This window comes from Pseudomonas sp. NPDC078416, assembly GCF_050268485.1.
Classification (GTDB): domain Bacteria; phylum Pseudomonadota; class Gammaproteobacteria; order Pseudomonadales; family Pseudomonadaceae; genus Aquipseudomonas.
The window spans coordinates 1-26,016 of sequence record NZ_JBNNGV010000040.1 but is presented as its reverse complement, the minus strand read 5'-3'; the positions used below and the strand labels follow the sequence as shown (position 1 = coordinate 26,016).

The 26,016-nt window shown below is 60.2% G+C and carries 22 protein-coding genes; 19 read left to right on the top strand and 3 right to left on the bottom strand.

From position 1 onward, the window contains the following. The first annotated feature begins 990 nt into the window (after window positions 1-990). Complete coding sequence (locus ACQKEN_RS23240; protein WP_427689135.1) at window positions 991-1,794, top strand: IclR family transcriptional regulator; 804 nt, start codon at window positions 991-993, stop codon at window positions 1,792-1,794. Window positions 1,795-1,830: 36 nt separating this feature from the next. On the opposite strand, the gene ACQKEN_RS23235 is transcribed toward ACQKEN_RS23240, so the two are convergent. Next, on the bottom strand, window positions 1,831-2,883 hold the full coding sequence (locus ACQKEN_RS23235; RefSeq protein ID WP_427689133.1) for an NAD(P)-dependent alcohol dehydrogenase: 1,053 nt from the start codon (window positions 2,881-2,883) through the stop codon (window positions 1,831-1,833). Between the two features lie 178 nt (window positions 2,884-3,061). Between ACQKEN_RS23235 and ACQKEN_RS23230 the strand changes: the two genes are divergently transcribed. Continuing rightward, a complete protein-coding gene (locus ACQKEN_RS23230; protein WP_427689131.1) occupies window positions 3,062-3,967 on the top strand; it encodes an AraC family transcriptional regulator N-terminal domain-containing protein in 906 nt (301 codons plus the stop codon). 148 nt (window positions 3,968-4,115) lie between these two features. Here the strand turns inward: ACQKEN_RS23230 and ACQKEN_RS23225 are convergent, their stop codons facing one another. Beyond that, window positions 4,116-5,780, bottom strand: a complete 1,665-nt coding sequence (locus ACQKEN_RS23225) for an electron transfer flavoprotein-ubiquinone oxidoreductase (protein WP_427689129.1) — start codon at window positions 5,778-5,780, stop codon at window positions 4,116-4,118. 577 nt (window positions 5,781-6,357) lie between these two features. Between ACQKEN_RS23225 and ACQKEN_RS23220 the strand changes: the two genes are divergently transcribed. The 9 genes from ACQKEN_RS23220 (at window position 6,358) to ACQKEN_RS23180 (ending at window position 13,781) form a co-directional block, all read left to right on the top strand. Continuing rightward, window positions 6,358-7,107, top strand: a complete 750-nt coding sequence (locus tag ACQKEN_RS23220; protein WP_427689128.1) for an electron transfer flavoprotein subunit beta/FixA family protein — start codon at window positions 6,358-6,360, stop codon at window positions 7,105-7,107. Then, window positions 7,107-8,036 (top strand): electron transfer flavoprotein subunit alpha/FixB family protein, encoded by a 930-nt coding sequence (locus tag ACQKEN_RS23215; protein WP_427689126.1) that lies wholly within the window; start codon window positions 7,107-7,109, stop codon window positions 8,034-8,036. Before ACQKEN_RS23220 ends, ACQKEN_RS23215 begins: the two co-directional genes overlap by 1 nt. A 129-nt stretch (window positions 8,037-8,165) precedes the next feature. Then, window positions 8,166-8,987 (top strand): substrate-binding periplasmic protein, encoded by an 822-nt coding sequence (locus ACQKEN_RS23210; protein WP_427689146.1) that lies wholly within the window; start codon window positions 8,166-8,168, stop codon window positions 8,985-8,987. Between the two features lie 21 nt (window positions 8,988-9,008). After that, complete coding sequence (locus ACQKEN_RS23205; protein ID WP_074885343.1) at window positions 9,009-9,362, top strand: DUF4398 domain-containing protein; 354 nt, start codon at window positions 9,009-9,011, stop codon at window positions 9,360-9,362. After that, a complete protein-coding gene (locus tag ACQKEN_RS23200) occupies window positions 9,359-10,174 on the top strand; it encodes an OmpA family protein (protein ID WP_427689125.1) in 816 nt (271 codons plus the stop codon). The genes ACQKEN_RS23205 and ACQKEN_RS23200 overlap by 4 nt, the downstream gene beginning before the upstream one ends. Window positions 10,175-10,494: 320 nt before the next feature. Next, window positions 10,495-11,934: a PLP-dependent aminotransferase family protein gene (locus ACQKEN_RS23195; protein ID WP_427689123.1), complete on the top strand. Its 1,440-nt coding sequence runs from the start codon at window positions 10,495-10,497 to the stop codon at window positions 11,932-11,934. A 522-nt stretch (window positions 11,935-12,456) separates the two neighbouring features. Further along, window positions 12,457-12,774 carry a hypothetical protein gene (locus ACQKEN_RS23190; protein ID WP_427689121.1) on the top strand — a complete coding sequence of 106 codons (318 nt, stop codon included), beginning with the start codon at window positions 12,457-12,459 and terminating at the stop codon, window positions 12,772-12,774. A gap of 95 nt (window positions 12,775-12,869) precedes the next feature. Beyond that, entirely contained in the window at window positions 12,870-13,127 is a 258-nt protein-coding gene (locus ACQKEN_RS23185) for a YkgJ family cysteine cluster protein (protein ID WP_427689119.1), read from the top strand. A 45-nt stretch (window positions 13,128-13,172) separates the two neighbouring features. Continuing rightward, window positions 13,173-13,781, top strand: coding sequence for an START domain-containing protein (locus tag ACQKEN_RS23180; protein WP_427689117.1), 609 nt, complete (start codon window positions 13,173-13,175; stop codon window positions 13,779-13,781). Window positions 13,782-13,865: 84 nt separating this feature from the next. Here the strand turns inward: ACQKEN_RS23180 and gltA are convergent, their stop codons facing one another. Next, window positions 13,866-15,155 (bottom strand): citrate synthase, encoded by a 1,290-nt coding sequence (gene gltA, locus ACQKEN_RS23175; RefSeq protein ID WP_037009384.1) that lies wholly within the window; start codon window positions 15,153-15,155, stop codon window positions 13,866-13,868. Between the two features lie 362 nt (window positions 15,156-15,517). Here gltA and sdhC point away from each other — a divergent pair, with 362 nt between their 5' ends. The 8 genes from sdhC to sucC form a co-directional block, all read left to right on the top strand. Beyond that, entirely contained in the window at window positions 15,518-15,892 is a 375-nt protein-coding gene (gene sdhC, locus ACQKEN_RS23170; RefSeq protein WP_133771634.1) for a succinate dehydrogenase, cytochrome b556 subunit, read from the top strand. Then, window positions 15,886-16,254, top strand: a complete 369-nt coding sequence (gene sdhD / locus ACQKEN_RS23165; RefSeq protein ID WP_133771632.1) for a succinate dehydrogenase, hydrophobic membrane anchor protein — start codon at window positions 15,886-15,888, stop codon at window positions 16,252-16,254. The genes sdhC and sdhD overlap by 7 nt, the downstream gene beginning before the upstream one ends. Window positions 16,255-16,257: 3 nt before the next feature. Beyond that, the gene (sdhA, locus tag ACQKEN_RS23160) at window positions 16,258-18,030 is read left to right on the top strand and encodes a succinate dehydrogenase flavoprotein subunit (RefSeq protein ID WP_427689114.1); all 1,773 of its coding nucleotides are present in this window, start codon (window positions 16,258-16,260) and stop codon (window positions 18,028-18,030) included. 11 nt (window positions 18,031-18,041) lie between these two features. Next, window positions 18,042-18,746, top strand: coding sequence for a succinate dehydrogenase iron-sulfur subunit (locus tag ACQKEN_RS23155; protein WP_427689112.1), 705 nt, complete (start codon window positions 18,042-18,044; stop codon window positions 18,744-18,746). 269 nt (window positions 18,747-19,015) lie between these two features. After that, entirely contained in the window at window positions 19,016-21,847 is a 2,832-nt protein-coding gene (locus tag ACQKEN_RS23150; protein WP_065986295.1) for a 2-oxoglutarate dehydrogenase E1 component, read from the top strand. A 42-nt stretch (window positions 21,848-21,889) separates the two neighbouring features. Further along, window positions 21,890-23,140 (top strand): 2-oxoglutarate dehydrogenase complex dihydrolipoyllysine-residue succinyltransferase, encoded by a 1,251-nt coding sequence (gene odhB / locus ACQKEN_RS23145; protein WP_427689110.1) that lies wholly within the window; start codon window positions 21,890-21,892, stop codon window positions 23,138-23,140. 172 nt (window positions 23,141-23,312) lie between these two features. Continuing rightward, window positions 23,313-24,749 carry a dihydrolipoyl dehydrogenase gene (gene lpdA, locus ACQKEN_RS23140; RefSeq protein WP_065986297.1) on the top strand — a complete coding sequence of 479 codons (1,437 nt, stop codon included), beginning with the start codon at window positions 23,313-23,315 and terminating at the stop codon, window positions 24,747-24,749. A 199-nt stretch (window positions 24,750-24,948) separates the two neighbouring features. Then, on the top strand, window positions 24,949-26,016 hold a 1,068-nt coding region (gene sucC, locus ACQKEN_RS23135), incomplete at its 3' end, for an ADP-forming succinate--CoA ligase subunit beta (protein ID WP_427689108.1).

Here is a 26,016-nt window from a genome sequence, read left to right as displayed (position 1 = left end):
GGGGAGGGATGGCAACTAATTTGTTTCAAATTTGATACAAAGCCAACAGCAAGGAAATACGCAGGTCAGACGTGGCTAGGCGCTGTGATGAGGCAGCTAAAACGGTCCTGGCACAACTAAGGTGCATTGTGGGATAGTGGCCTTTTAGTTCTGTTGCTGAGAAAGCAGTCGTTGTTAATTGACCTGGCGCAGGGGTCCTGGCGACCTCCACAGCCACTGGTTTTACGCGGGACACCTAATAAGAAGGTATTCAAGTAATAAATAGTGGGAACTTGAGCTGAGCCACTGGTTAGCCACGCCACGGTGTCGTCCTGGGCTATCGTCGAGCGTCCCAGCAAGCCGTAAAAGCGCCACCGTGATAATTGACAAGGTCATGCCGGGCGCCCGAAACGGTGGCCCGTTTACTATGTTCGCGCAACTTCCCTTAGTGCCGGCCACGGCAAGCGGTATTTCGTCCATAACGTGTTCAAACCCTCTGCTATATGTTCGCCGGGCACCGTACGGAAGTAGTGCTTGCGGAACAAAGGGGCGTTCCAGGGAGGTGATGAAACGTTATTAAGCTCAATGCTTGGATGCCAAGGCTTTCAGCATGTTCTCTGCAGTGCTGCCGAGATAACCAACAGGCGGTGACGCAGCCTGCAATACGGGCTCCCGTGATGAGTAAGCGGCGTGACATCCGGCTTTCTCCATAAAATTAAAGGTGCAGTGAACATTTCCACTTCGCAAACGGTGTAACGTTAACGGGCCCTGTTCTGAAAACAAAAGGGCTACGCCGTCCGCACTTGGTTCTTTCTCCTGGAGTGAATGCCTGCCTCCGGCCGTTTATGTTGAAAAGCGGTTATTAGCCCTTCGGGCAGGTCTGCCACGGAGAAAAAAGATCTATCAAGACCGATTCAAGTCCAGATACGGGATGAGGCTATGGCCCGCGTGGACAGGCTTCAAGGCTGGCGACGATAATGTCGCCGGTTTTCTGATTCGATAAGGCGCGCCATGCACGATGCATCCGACACCGCCGTCACTGGCAAAGACCCTGCACCCACCGGCACGCAAACGCTGATTCGCGGCCTGGGCGTGATTCATGCGGTCGCCAGCGGCGCTCGCGACCTCAAGGAAATCGCCCGGCTGATCGGCACCACCCGCAGCACCACCCACCGGCTCGCCAGCTGTCTGGTGGAGGAGCGTTACCTGCGAGTGTTGCCGCTGACGGGTTATGTGCTGGGGCCCAGATTGATCGAACTGGGGTATCAGGCCCAGGAAGAAGTACCGCTGCTGGTGCTGGCCAGACCCTTTCTCGACGAACTGTCGGCGCTCACCGGCGACACCGTGCACCTGGCGATGCGCGATGGCGACGAGGTTTTGTACCTGCATAAGAATCCCGGGCGCAATGGTCCGGAGATGCGTTCGCGGGTGGGCCATCGCATGCCGCTGGCGCGCACCGGCATCGGCAAGGCGTTGCTGCTGGACAGTCCGGAAAGCGAATGGCAACGGCTGTACGAAATCAGCGTGCCGACCACCGGCAAGAACCCGCTGTGGCCGGCCCATGAAGAGCAAACCTGGGAGCAGGTGCAGGCGCGCATGCATGAGTACGTGCAGGGCGGTTATGCGTTTGATCTGGAAGACAACGAACCGTCGATCCGCTGCGTGGCCGCGCCGGTGCGGGATGCCAGCAAGCAGATTGTCGCCGGCATCAGCATCGCCAGCACCGTGCCGTACATGCCGCTGGAAAAGATGGCCGACCTGGTGCCGGTGATCAAGGACGCGGCGGCACGGCTGTCGGCGGAGTTGGGCGGGTAGTGCGTCGCCCCGCATTGCGCGGGGCGAGCCGGTGGATCAGGCCTTCAACGTGGCCATATCAATCACGAAACGGTACTTCACATCGCCCGCAATCATGCGGGTGTACGCTTCGTTGATGTGCTTGATATCCAGCATCTCGATGTCGCAAGTGATGTCGTGCTCGGCGCAGAAATCCAGCACTTCCTGGGTCTCGGCAATGCCGCCGATCAGTGAGCCCGCCAGCACGCGGCGCTTCATCACCAGATTGGCGGCATGCAGCGCCGGGTCAACGGGTTCGATCAGGCCGACGAGGATGTGCACGCCGTCAAAACGCAGGGTTTCCAGGTAGGGATTCAAGTCGTGCTGCACCGGAATGGTGTCCAGCAGGAAGTCGAAATGACCGGCAGCGGCTTTCATTTGCTCGGCATCCGTCGAGACGATGACGTGATCGGCGCCCTGACGACGACCTTCTTCAGCCTTGCTCGCCGAGCGGGTGAACAGCGTCACTTCCGCGCCCATGGCCTTGGCGAACTTGATGCCCATGTGGCCCAGGCCGCCCATGCCCAGCACGCCCACTTTGTCGCCGGCCTTGACGCCGTAGTGCTTGAGCGGCGAGTAGGTGGTGATGCCGGCACACAGGATCGGTGCGGCAGCGGCCAGGTCGAGTTTTTCCGGGATACGCACGACGAAGTGCTCGCTGACCACGATGCTGTTGGAATAGCCGCCCATGGTGTTGCTGCCGTCGACGCGGTCCGGAGTGGCGTAGGTCATGGTCGCGCCTTCGAGGCAATACTGCTCAAGGTCGCGGGCGCAGGCTTCGCACTGACGGCAGGAATCGACCATGCAGCCGACGCCGACCAGATCGCCGACTTTGTGCTTGCTGACGTTGGCGCCCACTTCGGTGACTTTACCGACGATCTCGTGGCCCGGCATCAGCGGGTACACGGCGATGCCCCACTCGTTGCGCGCCTGGTGGATATCGGAGTGGCAGACGCCGCAGTAGAGAATCTCGATGGCCACGTCGTCCGGCCGCGGGCTGCGGCGGCTGAACGTCATGGGGGCGAGGGGAGCGGTTGAGGACTGGGCGGCGTAACCGATGGCTGTGTACATGAAGAACCTCGCAAAAACGATGACGGTTGAGGCGGTGCATTGTCCGCAGCGAGGGCATCTCAGGCCATGGTCATTCCTCCGCCTGTCATGCCTGATCCTCCGGATTTCATATTTACAGTAGGGCGGCGCGCAGCTGATCTGCGATGATGGCGGTGTCAAATCCTCTGTATGGCTGCCCATGTCTCCTCTTTCCCATTCCGACGCCAACGCCCAGTTGGTCTCCCTCATCAAGCCCCTGGCGCCGCGCCCGGGTTTCGTCGACACCCTCGTGCCGGGCGTGCAGGCGATGTCCTGGGATTACTACGTCGCCAGCAGCCCGCAGATCTATGAACCCAGCCTGGTGATCATCGCCCAGGGCAGCAAGCTCGCGCGTCTGGGTCCACGCACGCTGGAATACGGCGCCGGTCATTACCTGGTGCAGGCGTTGTCGGTGCCGTTCATGTGCGAGACCTTCGCGACGGCCGAGGCGCCCATGTATGGCGTCGCGGTGTCAATCGACCGCGCGCTGCTGGGCGAGCTGGTGCAGGCCATGGGCGAGGCGCCGAACGTTAAGGTGAAGGCGCAGACGCCGGAATCGATGACGTCCGCCGAGCTGGATGCGCCGATGCGCGAGAGTGTCGAGCGGTTGCTGCGCTGCCTGCACGATCCGCTGGACGCGCAAGTGATGGGGCAGGCTCGGGTCAGGGAGGTGGTGTATGCCGCGCTACGTGGTCCCCAGGCCGGAGTGCTGCGGGCACTGGTCGAACAGACCGGTCATTTCGCGCGTATCGCGGCGGCGTTGCACTACCTGCGCGACCATTACGATCAGGCCTTGAGCGTCGAGGATCTGGCTCGCTGCGCCAACATGAGCACCTCGACCTTCCACGAACATTTCAAACGCAGCACGCTGCTGTCACCTGTTCAGTACCTCAAACGCGTGCGGCTGCTCAAGGCACAGCAGATGCTGATTGGCGAGGGCATGGGTGTGGCGCAAGTGGCGCACAAGGTCGGGTACCAGAGCACGTCGCAGTTCAGCCGCGAGTACAAACGCTACTTCGAGCGCAATCCGGGGGAAGAGGGCGAGCGGCTGAAAATATCAGCGTGAGGGTGAGGATTCAACCGCACCGGCTTGCCAGCGAAAGATGTCGGCGTAATGAAACCCTGTAGGAGCGCGCTTGCCCGCGATTGCGGTTTGTCAGTCAATGATGAGGTGACTGATACACCGCCATCGCGGGCAAGCGCGCTCCTACAATTTACATATTGGGGTAGGTCGGGCCGCCTGCGCCTTCTGGAGCTACCCAGGTAATGTTCTGCGACGGATCCTTGATGTCACAGGTTTTACAGTGGACGCAGTTCTGCGCGTTGATCTGGAAGCGCTTGGCGCCGTCTTCCTGGGTCACCACCTCGTAAACCCCCGCCGGGCAGTAGCGCTGAGCAGGCTCGTCGTACTTGGGCAGGTTGACGCTGATCGGGATGCTCGGATCCTTCAGCTTCAGGTGGCACGGCTGCTCTTCTTCGTGGTTGGTGCCGGAGATGAATACCGAACTCAACTTGTCGAAGCTCAGCTTGCCGTCGGGTTTCGGGTAGTCGATCTTCTTCGAGTCGGCCGCCAGCTTCATGCACGCGTAATCCGGCTTGGTGTCGTGCAGAGTGAAGGGGATCTTGCCGCCGAACAGGTTCTGATCGATGAAGTTGAACGCGCCACCGAAGATCGCGCCGAATTTGTGCACCGCCGGGCCGAAGTTACGGCTGGCAAACAGCTCTTCGTGCAGCCAGCTGGCCTTGAAGCCCTCGACGTAGCCGTTCAGCGCGTCGCCACCCTCGTTGCCGGCGAACAGCGCATCCGCCACTGCTTCAGCGGCGAGCATGCCGGACTTCATGGCGGTGTGGCTGCCCTTGATCTTGGCGAAGTTCAGCGTGCCCAGGTCGCAACCGATCAGCGCGCCGCCGGGGAACACCATCTTCGGCAGCGAATTCAGACCGCCCTTGCAGATGGCCCGCGCGCCGTAGCTGATGCGCTTGCCGCCTTCCAGGTACTGCTTGAGGACCGGATGGTGCTTGAGGCGCTGGAATTCATCGAAGGGCGACAGGTATGGGTTGGCGTAGGACAGGTCGACGATCAGCCCGACCACGACCTGATTGTTTTCCAGGTGATAAAGGAACGAGCCGCCGGTGTTTTCGGTGCCCATGACTTCCAGCGGCCAGCCAGCGGTGTGCACCACCAGACCAGGCTGGTGTTTGGCCGGATCGACTTCCCAGATTTCCTTCAGGCCGATGCCGTAATGCTGGGCGTCCGCCTCGCTGTCGAGGTTGAAACGGTTGATCAGCTGCTTGCCGATGTGACCACGGCAGCCTTCGGCGAACAGCGTGTACTTGCCGCGCAGTTCCATGCCGGGGGTGTACAGGCCTTCTTTCGGATTGCCTTCACGGTCAACGCCCAGATCACCGGTGAGAATCCCGCGCACCACGCCGTTTTCATCGATCAGCGCTTCCTGAGCCGCAAAGCCCGGGTAGATTTCAACGCCCAGGTTCTCGGCCTGCTGCGCCATCCAGCGGCACAGGTTGCCCAGGGAGATGATGTAGTTGCCTTCGTTGTGCATGGTCTTGGGCACGAATGCGCCCGGGACCTTCTGACTGGCGTCGGCGCCGGTCAGCACATAGATGTCGTCACGTGTGACGGGTGTGTTGAGCGGTGCGCCGAGGGCTTTCCAGTCGGGGAACAGCTCGTTGAGGGCGCGGGGTTCGAACACCGCGCCGGAGAGGATATGAGCACCGACCTCGGAGCCTTTTTCCACCACGCAGACGCTGATTTCCTGACCGGCGTCAGCGGCTCTCTGTTTCAGGCGGCAAGCGGCAGACAGCCCGGCGGGCCCGGCTCCGACGATGACGACGTCGAACTCCATAAATTCGCGTTCCACAGGCTATCTCCTACTCAAGGCTCAACGGCGTATTTTTTAGGCGTATTTTTATAGATGGCTAAAACCGACACCGGGAAGGTCTTAAGCCCAGGTGTCATCTTGAAGGCGCGCATTATATCTACACCACCTCGCAGGTCCAATACAAACGTTTGTTTGAATCGGCCGAAAGCCTGATAAATCATGGTGAGACGGCTTGTGACTGGCGTTTATGTCGTATTGACCCGACCAGACGTTGCGGTCAAGATACGGGCGGTTTTGCGCTCGCGCCGGGTCGTTCGTCAGCCCCGGATTTTTTTACAGCGGCGTACAGACCGTCGGTAGCAGAACATCGGTAAAAGCAACGTGAGCATCGCCTCTGCGCATCCGTCAGCACTCGCACCACGCCGGAGGCGCGCTGCAGTTTACACGGGCGATCAACGTCTGGCTTGGATTGCCGCCTTAGCGTGGCCGCTTTTGCTGACATCCGCATTCGGCAACCGTGAATACGTTGTTTTCACAGGTGTTCCGTACACTGACGAGTACCCATCGCCGGGCCTGGCCTGGCGATTTCTTTTCACCGGAGAGAAACGAGGAATCCATGAAGGTTCTTGTAGCTGTCAAACGAGTGGTCGACTACAACGTCAAGGTTCGCGTCAAAGCGGACAACTCCGGCGTCGATCTCGCCAACGTTAAAATGTCGATGAACCCCTTCTGCGAAATCGCGGTAGAAGAAGCCGTCCGCCTGAAAGAGAAAGGCGTTGCGACCGAGATCGTTGTCGTTTCCATTGGCCCGACCACCGCTCAGGAGCAACTGCGTACCGCGTTGGCACTGGGTGCCGATCGCGCCATCCTCGTAGAATCCGCTGACGAACTGACCTCCCTGGCCGTGGCCAAGTTGCTCAAGGCCGTTGTCGACAAAGAGCAGCCGCAGCTGGTCATTCTCGGCAAGCAGTCGATCGACAGTGACAACAACCAGACCGGCCAGATGCTGGCTGCCCTGAGCGGCTACCCGCAGGGCACCTTCGCCTCCAAAGTCGAAGTGTCCGGCGACAGCGTCAACGTCACCCGTGAAATCGACGCCGGCGCGCAGACCGTTTCCCTCAAGCTGCCGGCCATTGTCACCACCGACCTGCGTTTGAACGAGCCACGCTATGCGTCGCTGCCAAACATCATGAAAGCCAAGAAGAAGCCCCTCGAAGTGCTGACGCCTGATGCGCTGGGTGTTTCGACGGCGTCCACCAACAAGACCCTGAAAGTGGAAGCACCCGCTGCCCGCAGCGCAGGCATCAAGGTCAAGTCGGTTGCTGAACTGGTTGATAAACTGAAAAACGAAGCGAAGGTGATCTGATGACGACCCTGGTTATCGCTGAGCACGAAAACGGCGCAATCGCTCCCGCCACCCTGAATACCGTTGCCGCTGCCGCAAAAATCGGTGGTGACATCCACGTTCTGGTCGCCGGTCAGAATGTCTCTGCCGTCGGCGAAGCAGCTGCAAAAATCGCAGGCGTGTCCAAGGTCCTCGTGGCTGACAACGCCGCCTACGAGCACCAACTGCCGGAAAACGTCGCCCCGCTGGTCGTTGAGCTGGCTTCGGCCTACAGCCACGTGCTGGCTGCTGCAACCTCCAACGGCAAGAACATCCTGCCCCGCGTCGCGGCGCACCTGGACGTTGATCAGATCTCCGAGATCATCTCGGTCGAAAGCGCTGACACCTTCAAACGCCCGATCTATGCCGGTAACGCTATTTCGACCGTTCAGTCGTCGGCAGCGGTGAAAGTCATCACCGTTCGCGCCACTGGCTTTGACGCGGTGGCGGCCGAGGGCGGTTCTGCTTCGATTGAGGCCGTCAGCGCAGCCCATGACGCGGGCAAGTCGTCCTTCGTCAGCGAAGAGCTGGCCAAATCCGACCGTCCTGAGCTGACCGCTGCCAAGATCGTCGTGTCAGGCGGCCGCGGCATGCAGAACGGTGACAATTTCAAACACCTGTACACCCTGGCTGACAAGCTGGGTGCAGCGGTCGGCGCTTCCCGCGCGGCCGTCGACGCAGGCTTCGTGCCCAACGATATGCAGGTCGGCCAGACCGGCAAGATCGTCGCGCCACAGCTGTACATTGCGGTCGGCATCTCCGGCGCGATCCAGCATCTGGCCGGCATGAAGGACTCCAAGGTGATCGTTGCGATCAACAAGGACGAAGAAGCGCCGATCTTCCAGGTGGCCGATTACGGCCTCGTGGCGGATCTGTTCGAAGCAATCCCCGAGTTGGAGAAGCTGGTTTAATCCACTTCCCTGACTTATAAAGTGACCCGTTCGTTCGGGCTGCCGCAAGCGCGTTCACACGATGAACCAGCGCTCAGGCAGTCGGAGCTGACGGGTTTTTTTATGGGCTCAAAAAAGGATGCTGTCATGTTGTCGCCAAAGCAGAGGCTGGCTTCACTGCTGGGCGGGTTGCTGTTGCTGCCGTCGCTGGCCTGGTCGGCGGGCAAGTGTGACCGGCTGATCGTCACCGGCAGCCCGGATGCGCCGCCGTACCTATGGCGCGACCCGCAGGACCCCAAACACCTGATGGGCGCCAATGCCGACCTGCTCAAGGAGGTCGCCCAGCAGATCGGCGTCAAGGTCGAGCTGCTTTATGGCGGCAAGCGCAGCCAGGCACTGGAAGAAGTGCGCAGCGGGCGCATGGACATGCTGGCAGACACGCCCCTCAACAGCGCCGAGCTGGAATCCCTGGATTTCATCCATCCGCCCATCGCCCGGAACGAAATCATGGTCTGGACACGTAGCGGTCATGGGCAGCCGTTCAATTCGCTGGCCGATCTGCAGGGCCATCCCGGGGCCATGTCCGAGAAGACCCGCGTAACCCCCGGATTCGATGAGGCGATCAAGCTGCACCTGACGCTGGAGAGGCAGGCCAGTCTCCCCCAGGCCTTTCAGAAACTGGTGGCAGGGCAGGTCGAATTCGTCCTTGCCGGCCGCTATGCGGGCATGGCGGTGACCCAGGCGCTGGACATCGCCAAAGACCTGCAAACCCAGCCCTTGGCTCTTGATCGTCCGGGCTTCTATCTGGCGCTGTCGTTCAACTCCGCTTGCAACGATCCATGGCTGCGCGGACAGCTGGCGAAAAAAATGACAGAATTGGCGGCTTCCGGTCGCTCCAGTGAAGCCGTCACGCGCAATCTGGACCTGTGGAAAATCCAGTTGCAGCAGTCCGGTAGCGCCCTCCATCAGTAGGAATGTGTTTTGAGCTTTCTTTTGAAAATCCAGCCTGTATTCGCCGCTGTCGTGCTCGCCGCCCTCGTCGGCTGTGCCAACGACCCGGCACCCACCGAACAACTCAAACTCACCGAACAGGCGGTCGCCCAGGCCACAGCGGTCGGCGCTACCGATGAGGAGCCGGACCTGGTGACAGCGCAGACTAAGCTGACCCAGGCCCGCGCTGACATGGCGGACAAGTCCTACAAGGATGCACGCATGCAGGCGGAACAGGCCGAGCTGGACGCGCGTCTGGCCGAGGCCCGTGTGCTGACGCAGAAGAGCGAAGCGCAGGTGGCTCAGGTCAACACCCGCCTTGAGCGTCTGCGCAAGCAGTTGGGGGCTGGCCAATGAATACCGTTGCGCGAAGCCTCAGTGTCGGTCTGTTGCTGGCCAGTGTCGGTCTTGCTGGCTGCGCCGGCCACCAGAACAGCGACCAGGCGTTGCAGGGCGCCATTGCCGATTACCAGAAGGTCAAGGAAGACACCAACGTCTTGCGCAGCGCGCCGAAGGATGTGATCCGCGCCGGCGAGTTGCTGGGCCGGGCCGACCGCCTGTCGAGCTATATCGGCAGCGCTGACGACGTCAGTCATTACGCGTACCTGAGCAGCCGTTACAGCGCGATCGCCCGGGAACACAGCAAGCTGCTGCTGAATCAGGAAAAGCTCGCGCGACTGGAGCTGGAACGTCAACGTCTGCAACTGGCCCTGCGTGAAGCCAAGCTGGCCGGCGCGCAGCAACAGGGCAAGTGGGCGGAAGATCAAGTGATCAGCCTGTCGACCCAGCAGAACGAGCGCGGGTTGGTGATGACCCTCGGCGACATGCTCTTTGATACCGGCCGCGCCGAACTGAAAAGTTCGGCCAACCGCACGGTGCTGAAGGTCGTGCAGTTCCTGCAATTCAATCCCAAGCGTGTGGTACGCATCGAGGGCTACACCGACAGCACCGGCGACGCCCGGGAAAACCTCGCGCTGTCGAAAGACCGGGCACAGTCCGTTGCTGACGTGCTGTCTGATCTGGGCATCGAGGAAGACCGCATTCAGGTCGAAGGTTATGGCGATCAGTACCCGGTGGACGCAAACACCTCGGAAAGCGGCCGTGCACAGAACCGCCGTGTCGAAATCGTCTTCTCGGACGACAAGGGCCACCTCAGCGCACCTCGATGAGAGGAATCACAGCGCCGGCCCGGCTTTTCACCGCGTCGTGTTTTTGTCGGCTTTGCAGGGTTTCGCGGCCGCGCAGTCTGTAGGAGCCGGCTTGCTGGCGAACGCATTTGGTCAGACGCCTTAGCGGGCGAATGATCTACCGCACTCGCCAGCAATCCGGCTCCAATGGAATCCAGCAAGGCGGGCCATCTCTAGCTATTCAAACACCGCGCCCTCTAGCCGGAACAGGAACTGTCACCGTACACTTCCCAACTGTTCCGGTGATCCTGCTCCATTGATCGCCGCACGCATGATCAAAGCACGGGATCGAGGGACGCGAAATGACCAGTCTGTTGCTGTACCAACGCATCGCCCAGCAGCTGGCGGAAGACATTCGCCGTGGCGTGTATCAGCCAGGCGAGCGCGTGCCCTCGGTGCGCAAGATGAGCTCCCAGCTCAACGTCAGTCATGCCACCGTCCTGCAGGCCTACGCCAACCTCGAAGACCAGGGGTTGATCCGCGCGCGGCCGCAGTCCGGTTACTACGTGCATCAAACCCCGGCCCTCACGGCGGCAACCCCCGATATTGCTCGGGTGGAGCGCCCTGGTCTGGTCACTCGCGCCAGCATCATTCAACAGGTCCTGGTCGAAGCGAGGCGGGAAGGGGTGTTCGCGTTTGGCGCTGCGGTACCGCATATCGATTACTTACCCCTGCGCGCGTTGCACCAGCAACTGGCCAAGGTGACCCGCTTTCAGAGCCCTCGGGCGTTTAATTACATGTTCAGTCCCGGCTTCGAGCCGCTGCGTCGGCAGGTGGCCATTCGCATGCGCGACGCCGGCGTGGTGATCGATCCCTCGGAAGTGGTGATCACCCACGGCTGCGTCGATGCGCTGCAGATGTCGCTGCGGGTGCTGACCAGCCCGGGCGACCTGATCGCGGCAGAATCCCCGACGTACTACGGCCTGCTGCAACTGGCCGATCTGCTCGGCCTGAAAGTCATCGAAATCCCCAGCGACCCCAACACCGGTATCAGCCTGGAAGCGCTGCAACTGGCGGCCAACCAGTGGTCGATCAAGGCGCTGGTGATGACGTCGCGTCTGAGCAATCCGCTGGGCAGCACCATGCCGGAAGAGCGGCAGAAACACCTGCTGCGCCTGGCGTCGGACTTCGACATTCAAATCATCGAAGACGACATCTACGGCGAGTTGATGTACGAGCAGAACAAGACCAAGGCGTTGAAAGCCTTCGACCGGCTGGGCCATGTCATCTACTGCTCCAGCTTCTCCAAGACCCTGTCGCCGGGGGTGCGAATCGGCTGGATGATTGCCGGGAAGTACCAGGCCGAAATCCAGCGCCTGCAAACCTTCAGCACCCATTCGGCGTGCAGCGTGACGCAGATGGGCGTGGCGTCCTACCTTGAAAACGGCGGGTATGACCGGCACTTACGCTTTATCCGTCAGGAGCACCGAAAGAATCTCAGCGCGTTTCAGCTGGCGGTGCAGCAGATGTTTCCCGAAGGCACGCAGATCAGCCGGCCTGCGGGCGGGTTCATTCTGTGGATCAGTCTGCCGGGACGGGTGAACACCCAAGAGTTACACGTGCGCGCGCTGGAGCAGGGCATCAGCATCGCGCCAGGCCTGATTTTCAGTAACACCGAGCAGTTCAACCATTGCATTCGCCTGAACTGCGGGCTGCCGTGGAACCGTGAAGCGGAGAGGGCGTTGATGACCGTGGGCATGCTGGCCAAGCAGTTATGCCAGGATGCCGGGCAATCCTGGTGAACTCGTAGGGTCGCCAGCTTTCCATACTATCGGGGGAGGCGGACAAGGCAGCTTGTCAGCCGCCGCGCAAAGGGCCAGCATATGGCCCCTGTCTTACTTACTGCCGTTCAGACTATGAAATCACTGCGTTGTATAAGTGTGATGTTGTTGGTGTTGCTGAGCGCCTGTGATGCCGATAAGGCGCCCACTCCACCGGCAAAAGCCACCGCTTCGGCGCCTGCCCAGGGTGCTGATGCGCCGGCTCAGGCTGCCAAGCCAACGAAGCCTGTCCCTGGACCTGAATCTGCGCCTGAGTCTGCGTCAGCAGCTGGGTCAGCGGACAAGCCTGTTGCAGACGCCCCGGCGGTCCATGCCCTTGCGCCGAATATCACGACCGTACCGGTTGTCGCGTCGGGCAAGGCATCGGCTGGAGCGCCGCGGACAGTCACCGATGTCAAAACTGCCGAGGACAGGGCCCCAGGCGCCAACGCCAAATCCGCCAAGGTCAAAGCGGATAATGCCGAAGTCGCACGGCGCGCCCCTGTGGCCAGCAAGAGCAAGTCGGCATCTCAGGTGGTCAAGGAAACCAAGCTGAACAAGGTCCCGCTGGACCTGAGCCTGCCGCCCGAGATGGTCAAACAACTGACCCCGCCGGGTAATGTGATCACCTCCGCGTCGAAGTCCAGAACCCAGTCCCCGGGCGCCAGGCCGCTGCTGCCCAAAATGTTCCCTGATGCGAACGCCGACCCGGACTTCCAGATGCAAGGCCGCCTGCTGAGCAACGAAATGGACCTTCAGTTGCGCAATGAGGCGCGCAAGGACGTGGAAGGCGCTGCGCTCGATTTCACATTTAAAAAGTGATGAACCCATCACGCAGTCCGAGCGCCCGATTTTCAAACATTTGTTTTAGCGCGTAAGATCCGGCCATCGTCCTCACTGCCACACAGGTTCTTTCCATGGAATGCCGTCCAGGCTGCGGCGCGTGCTGCATCGCGCCGTCCATTACCTCACCGATACCCGGGATGCCCAACGGCAAACCTGCGGGCATGCGCTGTCTGCATCTGTCGGTGGACATGCTCTGCGGCATATTCGGGCAGCCGGGGAGGCCGGCGGTGTGTGGTCAGTTTGCAGCTGAACCTGATGTGTGTGGCACCGGCCCCGAGGATGCGATTCGTTTGATCGGCTGGTGGGAAAAGATGACTTCGGTGGCGTGAATCGCGGCCGGGGTACGACTGAACTTCAACAATAAGGAACAACCTATGAGTTCGCTGTACCGCTTTGCTTTCGGATTGGGATTGACTGTATGGGTGGCGGCTTCAGCGCAGGCTGAGGAGTGGAAAGTCGCGAAGAACGAGGACGGTATCAAAGTCTCTCTCAGCGAAGTGCCCGGTTCGCAGTACAAAGCCTATCAGGGTGTGACGACCATCAAGGCGGGTATCGGCAAGCTCAAGGCGTTGCAGGAAGACGTGGCCGCCGCGTGCGCGTGGATCCACGAGTGCAAGCTGCAGAAGATCCTCAAACACGAGGGCGACAAGACGTGGACCTATTCCCAGTTCAACACGCCGTGGCCGGTGACGCCCCGGGATTCGGTGCTGAAGGTGACGACGGTGGAAGGCGCCGATGGCAGCGTGACCCGTGAGCTGGAAGGCGAGCCCAAGTACATCCCGGAAGAGAAGGGGTTTGTGCGGGTGGCGCAGGTGGAGGGGTTCTGGAAGTTTGTGCCCAGGGGCGACAATCTGACCGAGGTCACGTATCAGGTGCACACCGAGCCTGGGGGCAGCGTGCCATCCTGGCTGGCGAACAAGTTCGTGGTGGATGCACCCTTCAACACGCTTAAAGCGCTCAAGGAACGAGCCGAGAAGAACTGATCGGTGAGCGCGTAACGCTCAAGCGACAATTGAAAAAGGCTGCCCGAGGGCAGCCTTTTTTGTGTCTTCGCGAGTGCTGCCGAGTTACTTGCGCTCGGCCAGCGGCACGATGTCCCGTGACACCTCGCCGGTGTACAGCTGGCGTGGACGGCCGATCTTGTAAGGGCTCGACAGCATTTCCTTCCAGTGGGAAATCCAGCCGACGGTTCGCGCCAGGGCGAAAATCACGGTGAACATACTGGTGGGGATGCCGATTGCCTTGAGGATGATGCCCGAGTAGAAGTCCACGTTCGGGTACAGCGATCGCTCGATGAAGTACGGGTCGGTCAGGGCGATCTCTTCGAGACGCATGGCCAGCTCGAGCTGCGGGTCGTTGGTGATGCCCAGCTCGCGCAGGACTTCGTCGCAGGTCTGTTTCATCACGGTGGCGCGCGGGTCGCGGTTCTTGTAAACCCGGTGACCGAAGCCCATCAGCTTGAACGGGTCGTTCTTGTCTTTGGCCTTGGCGATGTAGGTGTCGATGTTGGACACATCGCCGATCTCATCGAGCATGGTCAGCACGGCTTCGTTCGCGCCACCGTGGGCAGGGCCCCAGAGTGCGGCGATACCCGCTGCGATACAGGCGAACGGGTTGGCGCCCGACGAACCTGCCATGCGCACGGTGGACGTCGAGGCGTTCTGTTCGTGGTCGGCGTGGAGGATGAATATCCGGTCCATGGCCTTCGCCAGCGTCGGGCTGATCGGTTTGATCTCGCACGGCGTGTTGAACATCATGTGCAGGAAGTTTTCCGCGTAGCTGAGGTCGTTGCGCGGGTACATCATGGGTTGACCCATGGAGTACTTGTAAACCATCGCGGCCAGGGTCGGCATCTTGGCGACCAGGCGGATCGCGGAGATTTCGCGGTGCTGCGGGTTATTGATGTCCAGGGAGTCGTGGTAGAACGCCGAGAGGGCACCGACCACGCCACACATGACGGCCATCGGGTGGGCGTCGCGACGGAAACCGTTGAAGAAGGTCTTGAGTTGCTCGTGCACCATGGTGTGATTCTTCACGGTGACGACGAATTCGGCCTTTTGCTCGGCGGTTGGCAGTTCGCCGTTGAGCAGCAGGTAGCAGGTTTCCAGGTAGTCCGATTGCTCGGCCAGCTGTTCGATCGGGTAGCCGCGATGCAGGAGAATGCCGTTGTCACCGTCGATGTAGGTGATCTTCGATTCGCATGAAGCGGTGGACATGAAGCCTGGGTCGAATGTGAAGCGTCCGGTGGCAGTCAGGCCGCGTACGTCGATAACATCGGGACCAACGGTGCCGGTCAGAATGGGCAGCTCGACGGGGGCTGCGCCCTCGATGATCAACTGCGCTTTTTTATCAGCCATGTGGCCTCCTAATTATGCTTCAAATCATCAGACAGACCCCCCACGCAGGGCCCGCATCACTATAGTGAGATAAATTCTAAAGTCAATTTGCCAAAAGTCTTGTGGCAGAAGGCTTTAACCCATGGTTTTCGTCGAAATTACGGGCCATTTACGCCAATTATCGGGCTAAAGCAATCCACCCTTGGGACAGGGTCTGCGCGTTGTCATTAGTTGGCTAACTGTCTATACTCGGCGTCCGACCGCCAGGGGCTTTCAGGCCCGATTCAACGGGGTTGGTCACTTCCTGGGTAGTGGGTACCTGACCAGTACACTTCCCAACAACTTGCCCTGAGTGTTAGGGCTCTTCAGTGTGAAAAAAAGCCGTGAAAAGCCAACGACCTGTAAACCTAGACCTAAGGACCATCAAACTCCCTATCACTGCTTACACGTCCATCCTTCACCGTATCTCCGGTGTCATCCTCTTCGTCGGCATTGCCATCATGCTTTATGCATTGGACCTGTCGCTCGACTCCGAGGAAGGCTTCGCGTCGGTGAAAGCGGGACTGACCAGTCCGCTGGCCAAGTTCGTGATCTGGGCTCTTCTGTCCGCACTGCTGTATCACCTGGTGGCGGGCGTCCGTCATCTGATCATGGACTCGGGCATCGGCGAGACGCTGGAAGGCGGCAAGCTGGGTTCTAAAATCGTTATCGCCGTGTCTGTGGTGGTGATCGTTCTGGCAGGAGTGTGGATATGGTAACCAACGTCACCAACCTTTCTCGTTCGGGCCTGTATGACTGGATGGCGCAACGCGTCTCCGCCGTCGTACTCGCGGCTTATTTCATTTTCCTGATCGGGTACCTGATCGCGCACCCCGGCCTCGAATACGCCACGTGGCACGCGCTGTTCTCCCATAACGCAATGCGCATCTTCAGTCTGTTGGCCCTTGTTGCACTGGCGGCTCACACCTGGGTTGGCATGTGGACCATCGCGACCGACTACCTGACGCCGATGGCGCTGGGCAAGTCCGCGACGGCGGTGCGTTTCCTGTTCCAGGCGGTGTGCGGCATTGCGATGTTCGCTTACTTCGTCTGGGGTGTGCAGATTCTTTGGGGTATCTGATCCATGGCTAACATCAATTCGCTTTCATTCGACGCCATCATCATCGGTGGCGGCGGCGCAGGCATGCGTGCCGCACTGCAGCTGGCTCAGGGCGGCCACAAGACCGCTGTCGTCACCAAGGTCTTTCCGACTCGCTCCCACACCGTTTCCGCTCAGGGTGGCATCACCTGCGCAATCGCTTCGGCCGATCCGAACGATGACTGGCGCTGGCACATGTACGACACCGTCAAGGGCTCCGACTACATCGGTGACCAGGACGCTATCGAATACATGTGTTCCGTTGGCCCGGAAGCCGTGTTCGAGCTCGAGCACATGGGTCTGCCGTTCTCCCGTACCGAGCAGGGCCGCATCTATCAGCGTCCGTTCGGCGGTCAGTCGAAGGACTTCGGCAAGGGCGGGCAGGCTGCACGCACCTGTGCGGCTGCAGACCGTACCGGTCACGCGCTGCTGCACACCCTGTATCAGGCCAACCTGAAAGCCGGCACTGTATTCCTCAACGAGTACTACGCAGTTGATCTGGTGAAAAACCAGGACGGCGCGTTCGTCGGCATCATCGCCATCTGCATCGAGACCGGTGAAACCTCCTACATTCGCGCCGACGCGACTGTACTGGCCACCGGCGGTGCCGGCCGTATCTACTCCTCCACCACCAACGCCCTGATCAACACCGGCGACGGCGTGGGCATGGCGTTGCGTGCCGGTGTCCCGGTTCAGGACATCGAAATGTGGCAGTTCCACCCGACCGGCATCGCTGGCGCAGGTGTACTGGTCACCGAAGGCTGCCGTGGTGAAGGCGGTTACCTGATCAACAAGCACGGCGAGCGTTTCATGGAGCGCTACGCGCCAAACGCCAAGGACCTCGCCGGTCGTGACGTTGTGGCTCGCTCGATGGTGAAAGAGATCATCGCCGGCAACGGTTGCGGTCCTGACGGCGACCACGTGATGCTCAAGCTCGATCACCTCGGTGAAGAAGTGCTGCACAGCCGTCTGCCAGGGATCATGGAACTGTCCAAAACCTTCGCACACGTCGATCCGGCCGTTGCGCCAATCCCTGTCGTACCGACCTGCCACTACATGATGGGCGGCGTTGCCACCAACATTCATGGTCAGGCGATCACCCAGGACGCCGCCGGCGTCGACACCATCATCCCGGGCCTGTTCGCGGTCGGTGAAGTGGCGTGCGTATCGGTTCACGGTGCCAACCGCCTGGGTGGCAACTCGCTGCTCGATCTGGTGGTCTTCGGTCGTGCTGCCGGTCTGCACCTGGAGCAGGCGCTCAACGAAGGCGTCGACTATCGTCGCGCTTCCGAAACCGACATCGACGTCGCGCTGGCTCGCCTCAATGGCCTGAACTCGCGTACCGAGGGCGAAGACGTCGCCACCCTGCGCAAAGAGCTGCAAAGCTGCATGCAGAACTACTTCGGTGTGTTCCGTACCGGCGAATACATGCAGAAGGGTATTGCCCAGCTGGCTGACCTGCGCACGCGTATTTCCAATGTCAAGATCAACGACAAGAGCCAGGCGTTCAACACTGCCCGGATCGAAGCGCTGGAGCTGCAGAACCTGCTGGAAGTCGCTGAAGCAACGGCGATCGCCGCAGAGCATCGCAAGGAGTCCCGTGGCGCCCACGCCCGTGAAGACTTCGAAGATCGCGACGACGAGAACTGGCTGTGCCACACCCTTTATTTCCCGGGTGACAAGCGCGTAGCCAAGCGTGCCGTGAACTTCTCGCCAAAAACTGTTCCGACTTTTGAGCCTAAGATTCGGACTTATTAAGGGTGACCGCCATGTTGCAAGTCAGTGTGTATCGCTACAACCCTGATCAGGACGCTGCGCCGTTCATGCAGGATTTCCAGGTCGACACCGGTGGCAAAGACCTGATGGTGCTGGACGTCCTGGCTCTGGTCAAAGAGCAGGACGAAGGCTTCTCGTACCGTCGTTCGTGCCGCGAAGGCGTGTGCGGTTCCGATGGCATGAACATCAACGGCAAGAACGGTCTGGCCTGCATCACGCCGCTGTCGGCTGTGGTCAAGGGCAACAAGCTGGTGGTGCGCCCACTGCCTGGTCTGCCGGTCATCCGTGACCTTGCCGTCGACATGAGCATCTTCTACAAGCAGTACGAGAAGGTGAAGCCATTCCTGCAGAACGACACGCCGGCTCCGGCCATCGAACGTCTGCAGACCCCGGAAGAGCGGGAAAAACTCGACGGTCTGTACGAGTGCATTCTGTGCGCTTGCTGCTCGACGTCCTGCCCGTCCTTCTGGTGGAACCCCGACAAGTTCCTGGGTCCTGCCGCGATCCTGCAAGCCTATCGTTTCCTGGCTGACAGCCGTGACACCAGGACGCAGGAGCGTCTGGCGTCGATGGATGATCCGTTCAGTGTGTTCCGCTGCCGGGGCATCATGAATTGCGTCAACGTCTGCCCGAAAGGCCTGAACCCAACCAAGGCCATCGGTCACGTGCGCAACATGTTGCTCACAAACGGTGTCTGAGTTTGCCGCATCTGTAACACCGCAGCACCCGCTACTGCAGCACCCGTAAACGCTACGGCGCAGGCTTCAACCGGCGCCGTAGTTTTAACCTGAGCAGTTGTCGTATGGCTTCAGCTCTTATTTTGAAGAAATGAAACCAGCAGGGGCATCCGGGCTGGTACCCGGACTATCTGCGTGATCCCTAGTGACTTGAAGTCGCTGCACATGGACTTTTCAAGATTGCGCTGGCATCGACGCCGATGGTGTCCCCTAATCGAGGGTGACCAAGCATGCAAGAAAGCGTGATGCAGCGCATGTGGAACAGCGCCCACCTTTCCGGTGGTAACGCTGCCTATGTGGAAGAGCTCTACGAGCTCTACCTGCACGACCCTAACGCTGTGCCAGAAGAGTGGCGCACCTATTTTCAGACGTTGCCGGCTGACGGCAGCACTGCCACCGATGTATCGCACTCTACGGTTCGCGATCATTTTGTGTTGCTGGGGAAAAACCAGCGCCGCGCCCAACCGGTCTCTGCCGGCAGCGTGAGCAGCGAGCATGAAAAGAAGCAAGTTGAAGTGCTGCGACTTATCCAGGCATTCCGTATGCGCGGCCATCAGGGTGCGCAACTCGATCCTCTGGGTCTGTGGAAGCGTACTGCGCCAGCTGACCTGTCGATCAACCATTACGGTTTGACCAACGCCGACCTCGATACCACATTCCGTGCCGGCGACCTGTTCATCGGCAAGGAAGAAGCGAGCCTACGTGAAATCGTCGAAGCGTTGCAGCAGACATATTGCCGCACCATCGGCGCCGAGTTCACGCACATCGTCGATTCCAACCAGCGCAACTGGTTCATGCAGCGCCTCGAAAGCGTGCGTGGACGTCCTGCCTATTCCGCCGACATCAAGAGCCATTTGCTCGAGCGTGTGACAGCGGGCGAGGGTCTGGAAAAGTACCTGGGCACCAAGTACCCGGGCACCAAGCGTTTCGGTCTGGAAGGCGGCGAAAGCCTGATTCCGATGCTCGACGAGCTGATCCAGCGCTCCGGTTCCTACGGCACCAAGGAAGTGGTCATCGGCATGGCCCACCGTGGCCGTCTCAACGTGCTGGTCAACACCTTCGGCAAGAACCCGCGCGATCTGTTCGACGAGTTCGAAGGCAAGAAGAAGGTCGAGCTGGGTTCCGGTGACGTCAAGTATCACCAGGGCTTCTCGTCCAACGTGATGACCACCGGCGGCGAAGTCCACCTGGCGATGGCGTTCAACCCGTCCCACCTGGAAATCGTCTCCCCTGTGGTCGAAGGTTCGGTGCGTGCCCGTCAGGACCGTCGTAACGACGCCACTGGCGAGAAAGTGCTGCCGATCTCGATTCACGGCGACGCTGCGTTCGCCGGTCAGGGTGTGGTGCTGGAAACTTTCCAGATGTCGCAGACCCGTGGCTTCAAAACGGGCGGCACGATCCACATCGTGATCAACAACCAGGTCGGCTTCACCATCAGCAAGCAGGAAGACTCGCGCTCCACCGAGTACGCGACCGACGTTGCCAAGATGATTCAGGCGCCGATCCTCCATGTGAATGGCGATGATCCGGAAGCCGTGTTGTTCGTGACCCAGTTGGCCATCGACTACCGCATGCAGTTCAAGCGTGACGTGGTCATCGATCTGGTCTGCTACCGTCGTCGCGGCCACAACGAAGCCGATGAGCCGAGTGGTACCCAGCCGCTGATGTACCAGCAGATCGCCAAACAGCGCACCACCCGTGAGCTGTATGCCGATGCCCTGGCCACCGCCGGCATCCTCAACGCCGAAGCTGCGCAGGCCAAGGTCGACGAGTACCGCAACGCGCTGGACAACGGCATGCACGTTGTCAAAAGCCTGGTCAAAGAGCCGAACAAGGAATTGTTCGTCGATTGGCGTCCGTACCTGGGTCACGCGTGGACCGCACGTCATGACACCAGTTTCGACCTCAAGACCCTGCAGGAACTGTCCGCCAAGCTGATGGAAGTGCCGGAAGGTTTCGTGGTTCAGCGTCAGGTCCAGAAAATCTACGAAGACCGCCAGAAGATGCAAGTCGGTGGCCTTCCGATCAACTGGGGTTACGCCGAAACCATGGCCTACGCCACGCTGGCGTTCGAAGGCCATCAGGTGCGCATCACCGGGCAGGACGTCGGTCGCGGTACGTTCTCGCACCGTCACGCCGTGCTGCACAACCAGAAAGACGGCGCGACTTATGTGCCTCTGCAGAACCTGTACGCCGGTCAGCCTCGTTTTGACCTGTACGACTCGTTCCTGTCGGAAGAAGCCGTGCTGGCGTTCGAATACGGCTACTCGACCACTCAGCCCAACGCGCTGGTGATCTGGGAAGCCCAGTTCGGTGACTTTGCCAACGGTGCACAGGTCGTGATCGACCAGTTCATCACCAGCGGCGAGCACAAGTGGGGCCGTCTGTGCGGTCTGACCATGCTGTTGCCCCATGGCTACGAAGGGCAGGGCCCGGAGCACTCATCGGCACGTCTTGAGCGTTACCTGCAATTGTGCGCCGAGCACAACATTCAGGTCTGCGTACCGACCACTCCGGCTCAGATCTACCATCTGCTGCGCCGTCAGGTGATCCGTCCGCTGCGCAAGCCGCTGATCGTGTTGACGCCGAAGTCGTTGCTGCGCCACAAGCTGGCGGTGTCGACCCTGGAAGATCTGGCCCATGGCTCGTTCCAGACGGTCATTCCGGAAATCGACACCCTCGATGCCGCGAAAGTCACGCGTCTGGTGCTGTGCAGCGGCAAGGTCTACTACGACCTGCTGGAAAAACGCCGTGCCGAAGGCCGCGAAGACATCGCCATTGTGCGTCTCGAGCAGCTCTATCCGTTCCCGGAAGACGACCTGATGGACGCTATCGCGTCGTACACCAACCTGACCAACGTGGTCTGGTGTCAGGAAGAACCGATGAACCAGGGCGCCTGGTACAGCAGTCAGCACCACCTGCGCCGCAGCATTGGCAATCACAACCGCAACCTCGTTCTCGAGTACGCAGGCCGTGATGCTTCCGCTGCCCCCGCTTGTGGATACGCTTCGATGCACGCTGAACAGCAGGAAAAACTGCTGAAAGACGCGTTCTCCGTTTAACGCCTTCGCGCACTAGAAACCGAATTAAAGGAATTACAGATAATGGCTATTGAGATCAAAGCCCCCTCTTTCCCGGAATCCGTTGCCGACGGCACCGTTGCCACCTGGCACAAAAAACCGGGCGACGCCGTCAAGCGTGACGACCTGATCGTTGATATCGAAACCGACAAGGTCGTGCTGGAAGTATTGGCCGAAGCTGACGGCGTACTGGGCGCAATCGTTGCCGAAGAGGGCGCCACTGTCCTGTCGAACCAGTTGCTGGGCTCGATCGAAGAGGGCAGCGCTGCTGCCGCTCCTGCTGCCGCCGCTCCAGCCGCCGCTGCATCGGCTCCGGCTGCTGCGCCTGCCCACGCTGCCGCTGCACCTGCCGCTGCTTCGGGTGACGAAGACGCTATCGGCGCTCCGGCTGCCCGCAAGCTGGCCGAAGAAAACGGCATCAACCTGTCCAGCGTCAAAGGCACTGGCAAAGACGGCCGCGTGACCAAGGAAGACGTTGTTGCTGCCATCGAAGCGAAGAAGTCCGCTCCGGCCGCTGCACCTGCGGCCAAGCCTGCTGCCGCCGCCGCTGCTCCTGTGGCTGCCGTTGGCGACCGCACCGAGAAGCGTGTTCCGATGACCCGTCTGCGCGCCAAGGTTGCCGAGCGTCTGGTTGAAGCTCAGTCGAACATGGCGATGTTGACCACTTTCAACGAAGTCGACATGACCGAAGTCATGGCGCTGCGCTCGAAGTACAAGGACCTGTTCGAGAAGTCCCACAACGGCGTACGCCTGGGCTTCATGTCGTTCTTCGTCAAGGCCGCGACCGAAGCGCTGAAACGCTACCCGGCGGTCAACGCTTCGATCGACGGCACCGACATCGTCTACCACGGTTATGCCGACGTCGGCGTTGCCGTGTCGAGCGATCGTGGTCTGGTGGTTCCGGTGCTGCGCAACGCCGAGCAGATGAGCCTGGCTGAAATCGAAGGCGGCATCGCCACCTTCGGCAAGAAAGCCCGTGACGGTAAGCTCTCCATCGACGAGATGACTGGCGGTACCTTCACCATCACCAACGGTGGTACTTTCGGTTCGATGATGTCGACCCCGATCGTCAACCCGCCACAAGCGGCCATCCTGGGCATGCACAACATTCTGCAGCGTCCTATGGCGATCAACGGTCAGGTTGTCATCCGTCCGATGATGTATCTGGCGCTGTCCTACGATCACCGCCTGATCGACGGTAAAGAAGCCGTGACGTTCCTGGTGACCATCAAGAACCTGCTGGAAGACCCGGCGCGTCTGTTGCTGGACATCTGATTCAAGGACAGCTGCAAGCCGCAAGCGCCAAGCTGCAAGTTACAGCAGCCTGGCGCCAACGCTTGGGTCGTCGCAACATCCTAATGAACAGGCTGCAACTCGTCTGTAAAGCATCACGGATCAGCTTGCAGCTTGTGGCTTAAAGCTCGCAGCTAAAGAGGAACTCTTTTCTATGTCCCAGAAATTCGACGTGGTAGTGATTGGCGCTGGCCCTGGCGGCTACGTGGCCGCTATCAAGGCCGCGCAACTCGGTCTCACGACTGCCTGCATCGAGAAGTATCAGGATAAAGAGGGCAAGCTGGCCCTCGGCGGTACCTGCCTGAACGTGGGCTGCATCCCTTCCAAGGCGCTGCTGGACAGCTCCTGGAAATTCTACGAAGCCAAGAACCAGTTCGGTGTTCACGGTATCTCGCTCAGCGACCTGAAAATGGACATTGCTGCCATGATTGGTCGCAAGGCACAGATCGTCAAAGGCCTGACCGGCGGCGTTGCCAGCCTGTTCAAGGCCAACGGCGTCACTTCCCTGCAAGGCCACGGCAAACTGCTGGCCGGCAAGAAAGTCGAGCTGACCAAGCCTGACGGCACCACCGAAGTCATCGAAGCCGAGAACATCATTCTGGCCTCCGGTTCGCGTCCGATCGACATCCCGCCGGCTCCGGTCAATCAGGTCACCATCGTCGATTCGACAGGCGCCCTGGAATTCCCGGCAGTGCCTGAGCGCCTGTGCGTCATCGGCGCCGGTGTTATCGGTCTGGAACTGGGTTCGGTCTGGGCTCGTCTGGGTGCCAAAGTGACGGTGCTGGAAGCGCTGGAGAAATTCCTGCCGGCCGCTGACGAAGCCGTTGCCAAGGAAGCGCAGAAGACCTTCAACAAGCAGGGTCTGGACATCAAGCTGGGCGCTCGCGTCACCGGTTCCAAGGTCAATGGCGACGAAGTCGTCGTGACCTACACCGACAAGGATGGCGAGCAGAACATCACCTTTGATCGCGTGATCGTGGCCGTTGGCCGTCGCCCGGTGACCACCGAGCTGCTGGCCGCAGACAGCGGCGTCGATATCGACGAGCGCGGTTTCATCTTCGTCAACGAGCAGTGCGAGACCAGCGTTCCTGGCGTGTACGCGATCGGTGATGTGGTTCGTGGTCTGATGCTGGCGCACAAAGCATCCGAAGAAGGCATCATGGTTGTCGAGCGCATCAAGGGTCACAAGACCCAGATGAACTACGACCTGATCCCGTCGGTTATCTACACCCACCCGGAAATCGCCTGGGTCGGCAAGACCGAGCAGACGCTGAAGGCTGAAGGCGTGGAAGTCAACGTCGGTCAGTTCCCGTTCGCGGCCAGCGGCCGTGCAATGGCAGCGAATGACACCGGCGGTTTCGTCAAGGTCATCGCTGATGCCAAGACCGACCGTGTACTGGGTGTACACGTCATTGGTCCTGGCGCTGCAGAGCTGGTACAGCAGGGCGCGATCGGTATGGAGTTCGGCACCAGTGCCGAAGACATCGGCATGATGGTCTTCTCCCACCCGACGCTGTCCGAAGCGCTGCACGAAGCGGCACTGGCTGTGAATGGCGGCGCCATCCACATCCAGAACAAGAAAAAACGCTAAAGATAACCACGACGGTCCGCCCGTCGTAGGCCCTGCTCGCAGGGCTTACCGCGGAAGGTCCGTTGGACTCGAACTCCCGGCAGCGCAGGGCAGGCTTGATGCCTGACCGGCGTTCTCCGGGAGAAGCGGTCACAGGTGGTGCGGCACGCTTTGACGAGCAGCACCGAATGCGCAGTACCTAACGAAGACGGTAATAAGCATGAATCTTCACGAGTATCAGGGTAAGCAGCTGTTTGCTGAATACGGCCTGCCAGTATCCAAGGGCTATGCAGTAGACACCCCGGAAGCAGCAGCAGAAGCGTGCGACAAGATCGGCGGAACCGAGTGGGTCGTCAAAGCCCAGGTTCACGCAGGCGGTCGCGGTAAAGCGGGCGGCGTCAAGCTGGTTCGCAGCAAGGAAGACGCCGCTGCGTTCGCTCAACAGTGGTTGGGCAAGCGTCTGGTCACTTACCAGACTGATGCCAACGGTCAGCCAGTCACCAAGATCCTGGTTGAATCGTGCACTGACATCGCCAAAGAGCTGTACCTGGGCGCTGTAGTCGATCGTTCGAGCCGTCGTATCGTGTTCATGGCTTCCACCGAAGGTGGCGTGGACATCGAGAAAATCGCTCACGACACGCCTGAGAAGATTCTCAAAGCGACCATCGATCCACTGGTTGGCGCTCAGCCATTCCAGGGTCGCGATCTGGCCTTCCAGCTGGGTCTGGAAGGCAAGCAGGTCACTCAGTTCGCCAAGATCTTCACCGGTCTGGCCAAGCTGTTCCAGGACCACGACCTGGCGCTGCTGGAAGTGAACCCGCTGGTGATCAAGGCTGACGGCGATCTGCACTGCCTCGACGCCAAGATCAACATCGACGCCAACGCCATGTACCGTCAGCCAAAGCTGAAGGCTTTCCACGACCCATCGCAAGATGACCCACGTGAAGCCCACGCTGCCAAGTTCGAACTGAACTACGTGGCACTGGAAGGCAACATCGGCTGCATGGTCAACGGTGCCGGCCTGGCCATGGGCACCATGGACATCGTCAACCTGCATGGCGGCAAGCCAGCCAACTTCCTCGACGTAGGCGGCGGCGCAACCAAGGAACGCGTTACTGAAGCGTTCAAGATCATCCTGTCCGACACCAACGTGGCGGCAGTACTGGTCAACATCTTCGGCGGCATCGTTCGTTGCAAACAGGGCCGCTCGGTGATCGACGGCTCGCCGGCTGACGTGGTGACCCTGGCCCTGGCCGGCGACATCGACGAAATCGCCAAGCTGGGCAAG

Bases quoted from the DNA above. Each gene is read 5' to 3' on its own strand.
- ACQKEN_RS23240 (WP_427689135.1), top strand. From the start codon at position 991: ATGCACGATGCATCCGACACCGCCGTCACTGGCAAAGACCCTGCACCC.
- ACQKEN_RS23235 (WP_427689133.1), bottom strand. From the start codon at position 2,883: ATGTACACAGCCATCGGTTACGCCGCCCAGTCCTCAACCGCTCCCCTC.
- ACQKEN_RS23230 (WP_427689131.1), top strand. From the start codon at position 3,062: ATGTCTCCTCTTTCCCATTCCGACGCCAACGCCCAGTTGGTCTCCCTC.
- ACQKEN_RS23220 (WP_427689128.1), top strand. From the start codon at position 6,358: ATGAAGGTTCTTGTAGCTGTCAAACGAGTGGTCGACTACAACGTCAAG.
- ACQKEN_RS23215 (WP_427689126.1), top strand. From the start codon at position 7,107: ATGACGACCCTGGTTATCGCTGAGCACGAAAACGGCGCAATCGCTCCC.
- ACQKEN_RS23200 (WP_427689125.1), top strand. From the start codon at position 9,359: ATGAATACCGTTGCGCGAAGCCTCAGTGTCGGTCTGTTGCTGGCCAGT.
- ACQKEN_RS23195 (WP_427689123.1), top strand. From the start codon at position 10,495: ATGACCAGTCTGTTGCTGTACCAACGCATCGCCCAGCAGCTGGCGGAA.
- ACQKEN_RS23185 (WP_427689119.1), top strand. From the start codon at position 12,870: ATGGAATGCCGTCCAGGCTGCGGCGCGTGCTGCATCGCGCCGTCCATT.
- ACQKEN_RS23180 (WP_427689117.1), top strand. From the start codon at position 13,173: ATGAGTTCGCTGTACCGCTTTGCTTTCGGATTGGGATTGACTGTATGG.
- gltA (WP_037009384.1), bottom strand. From the start codon at position 15,155: ATGGCTGATAAAAAAGCGCAGTTGATCATCGAGGGCGCAGCCCCCGTC.
- sdhD (WP_133771632.1), top strand. From the start codon at position 15,886: ATGGTAACCAACGTCACCAACCTTTCTCGTTCGGGCCTGTATGACTGG.
- sdhA (WP_427689114.1), top strand. From the start codon at position 16,258: ATGGCTAACATCAATTCGCTTTCATTCGACGCCATCATCATCGGTGGC.
- ACQKEN_RS23155 (WP_427689112.1), top strand. From the start codon at position 18,042: ATGTTGCAAGTCAGTGTGTATCGCTACAACCCTGATCAGGACGCTGCG.
- ACQKEN_RS23150 (WP_065986295.1), top strand. From the start codon at position 19,016: ATGCAAGAAAGCGTGATGCAGCGCATGTGGAACAGCGCCCACCTTTCC.
- odhB (WP_427689110.1), top strand. From the start codon at position 21,890: ATGGCTATTGAGATCAAAGCCCCCTCTTTCCCGGAATCCGTTGCCGAC.
- lpdA (WP_065986297.1), top strand. From the start codon at position 23,313: ATGTCCCAGAAATTCGACGTGGTAGTGATTGGCGCTGGCCCTGGCGGC.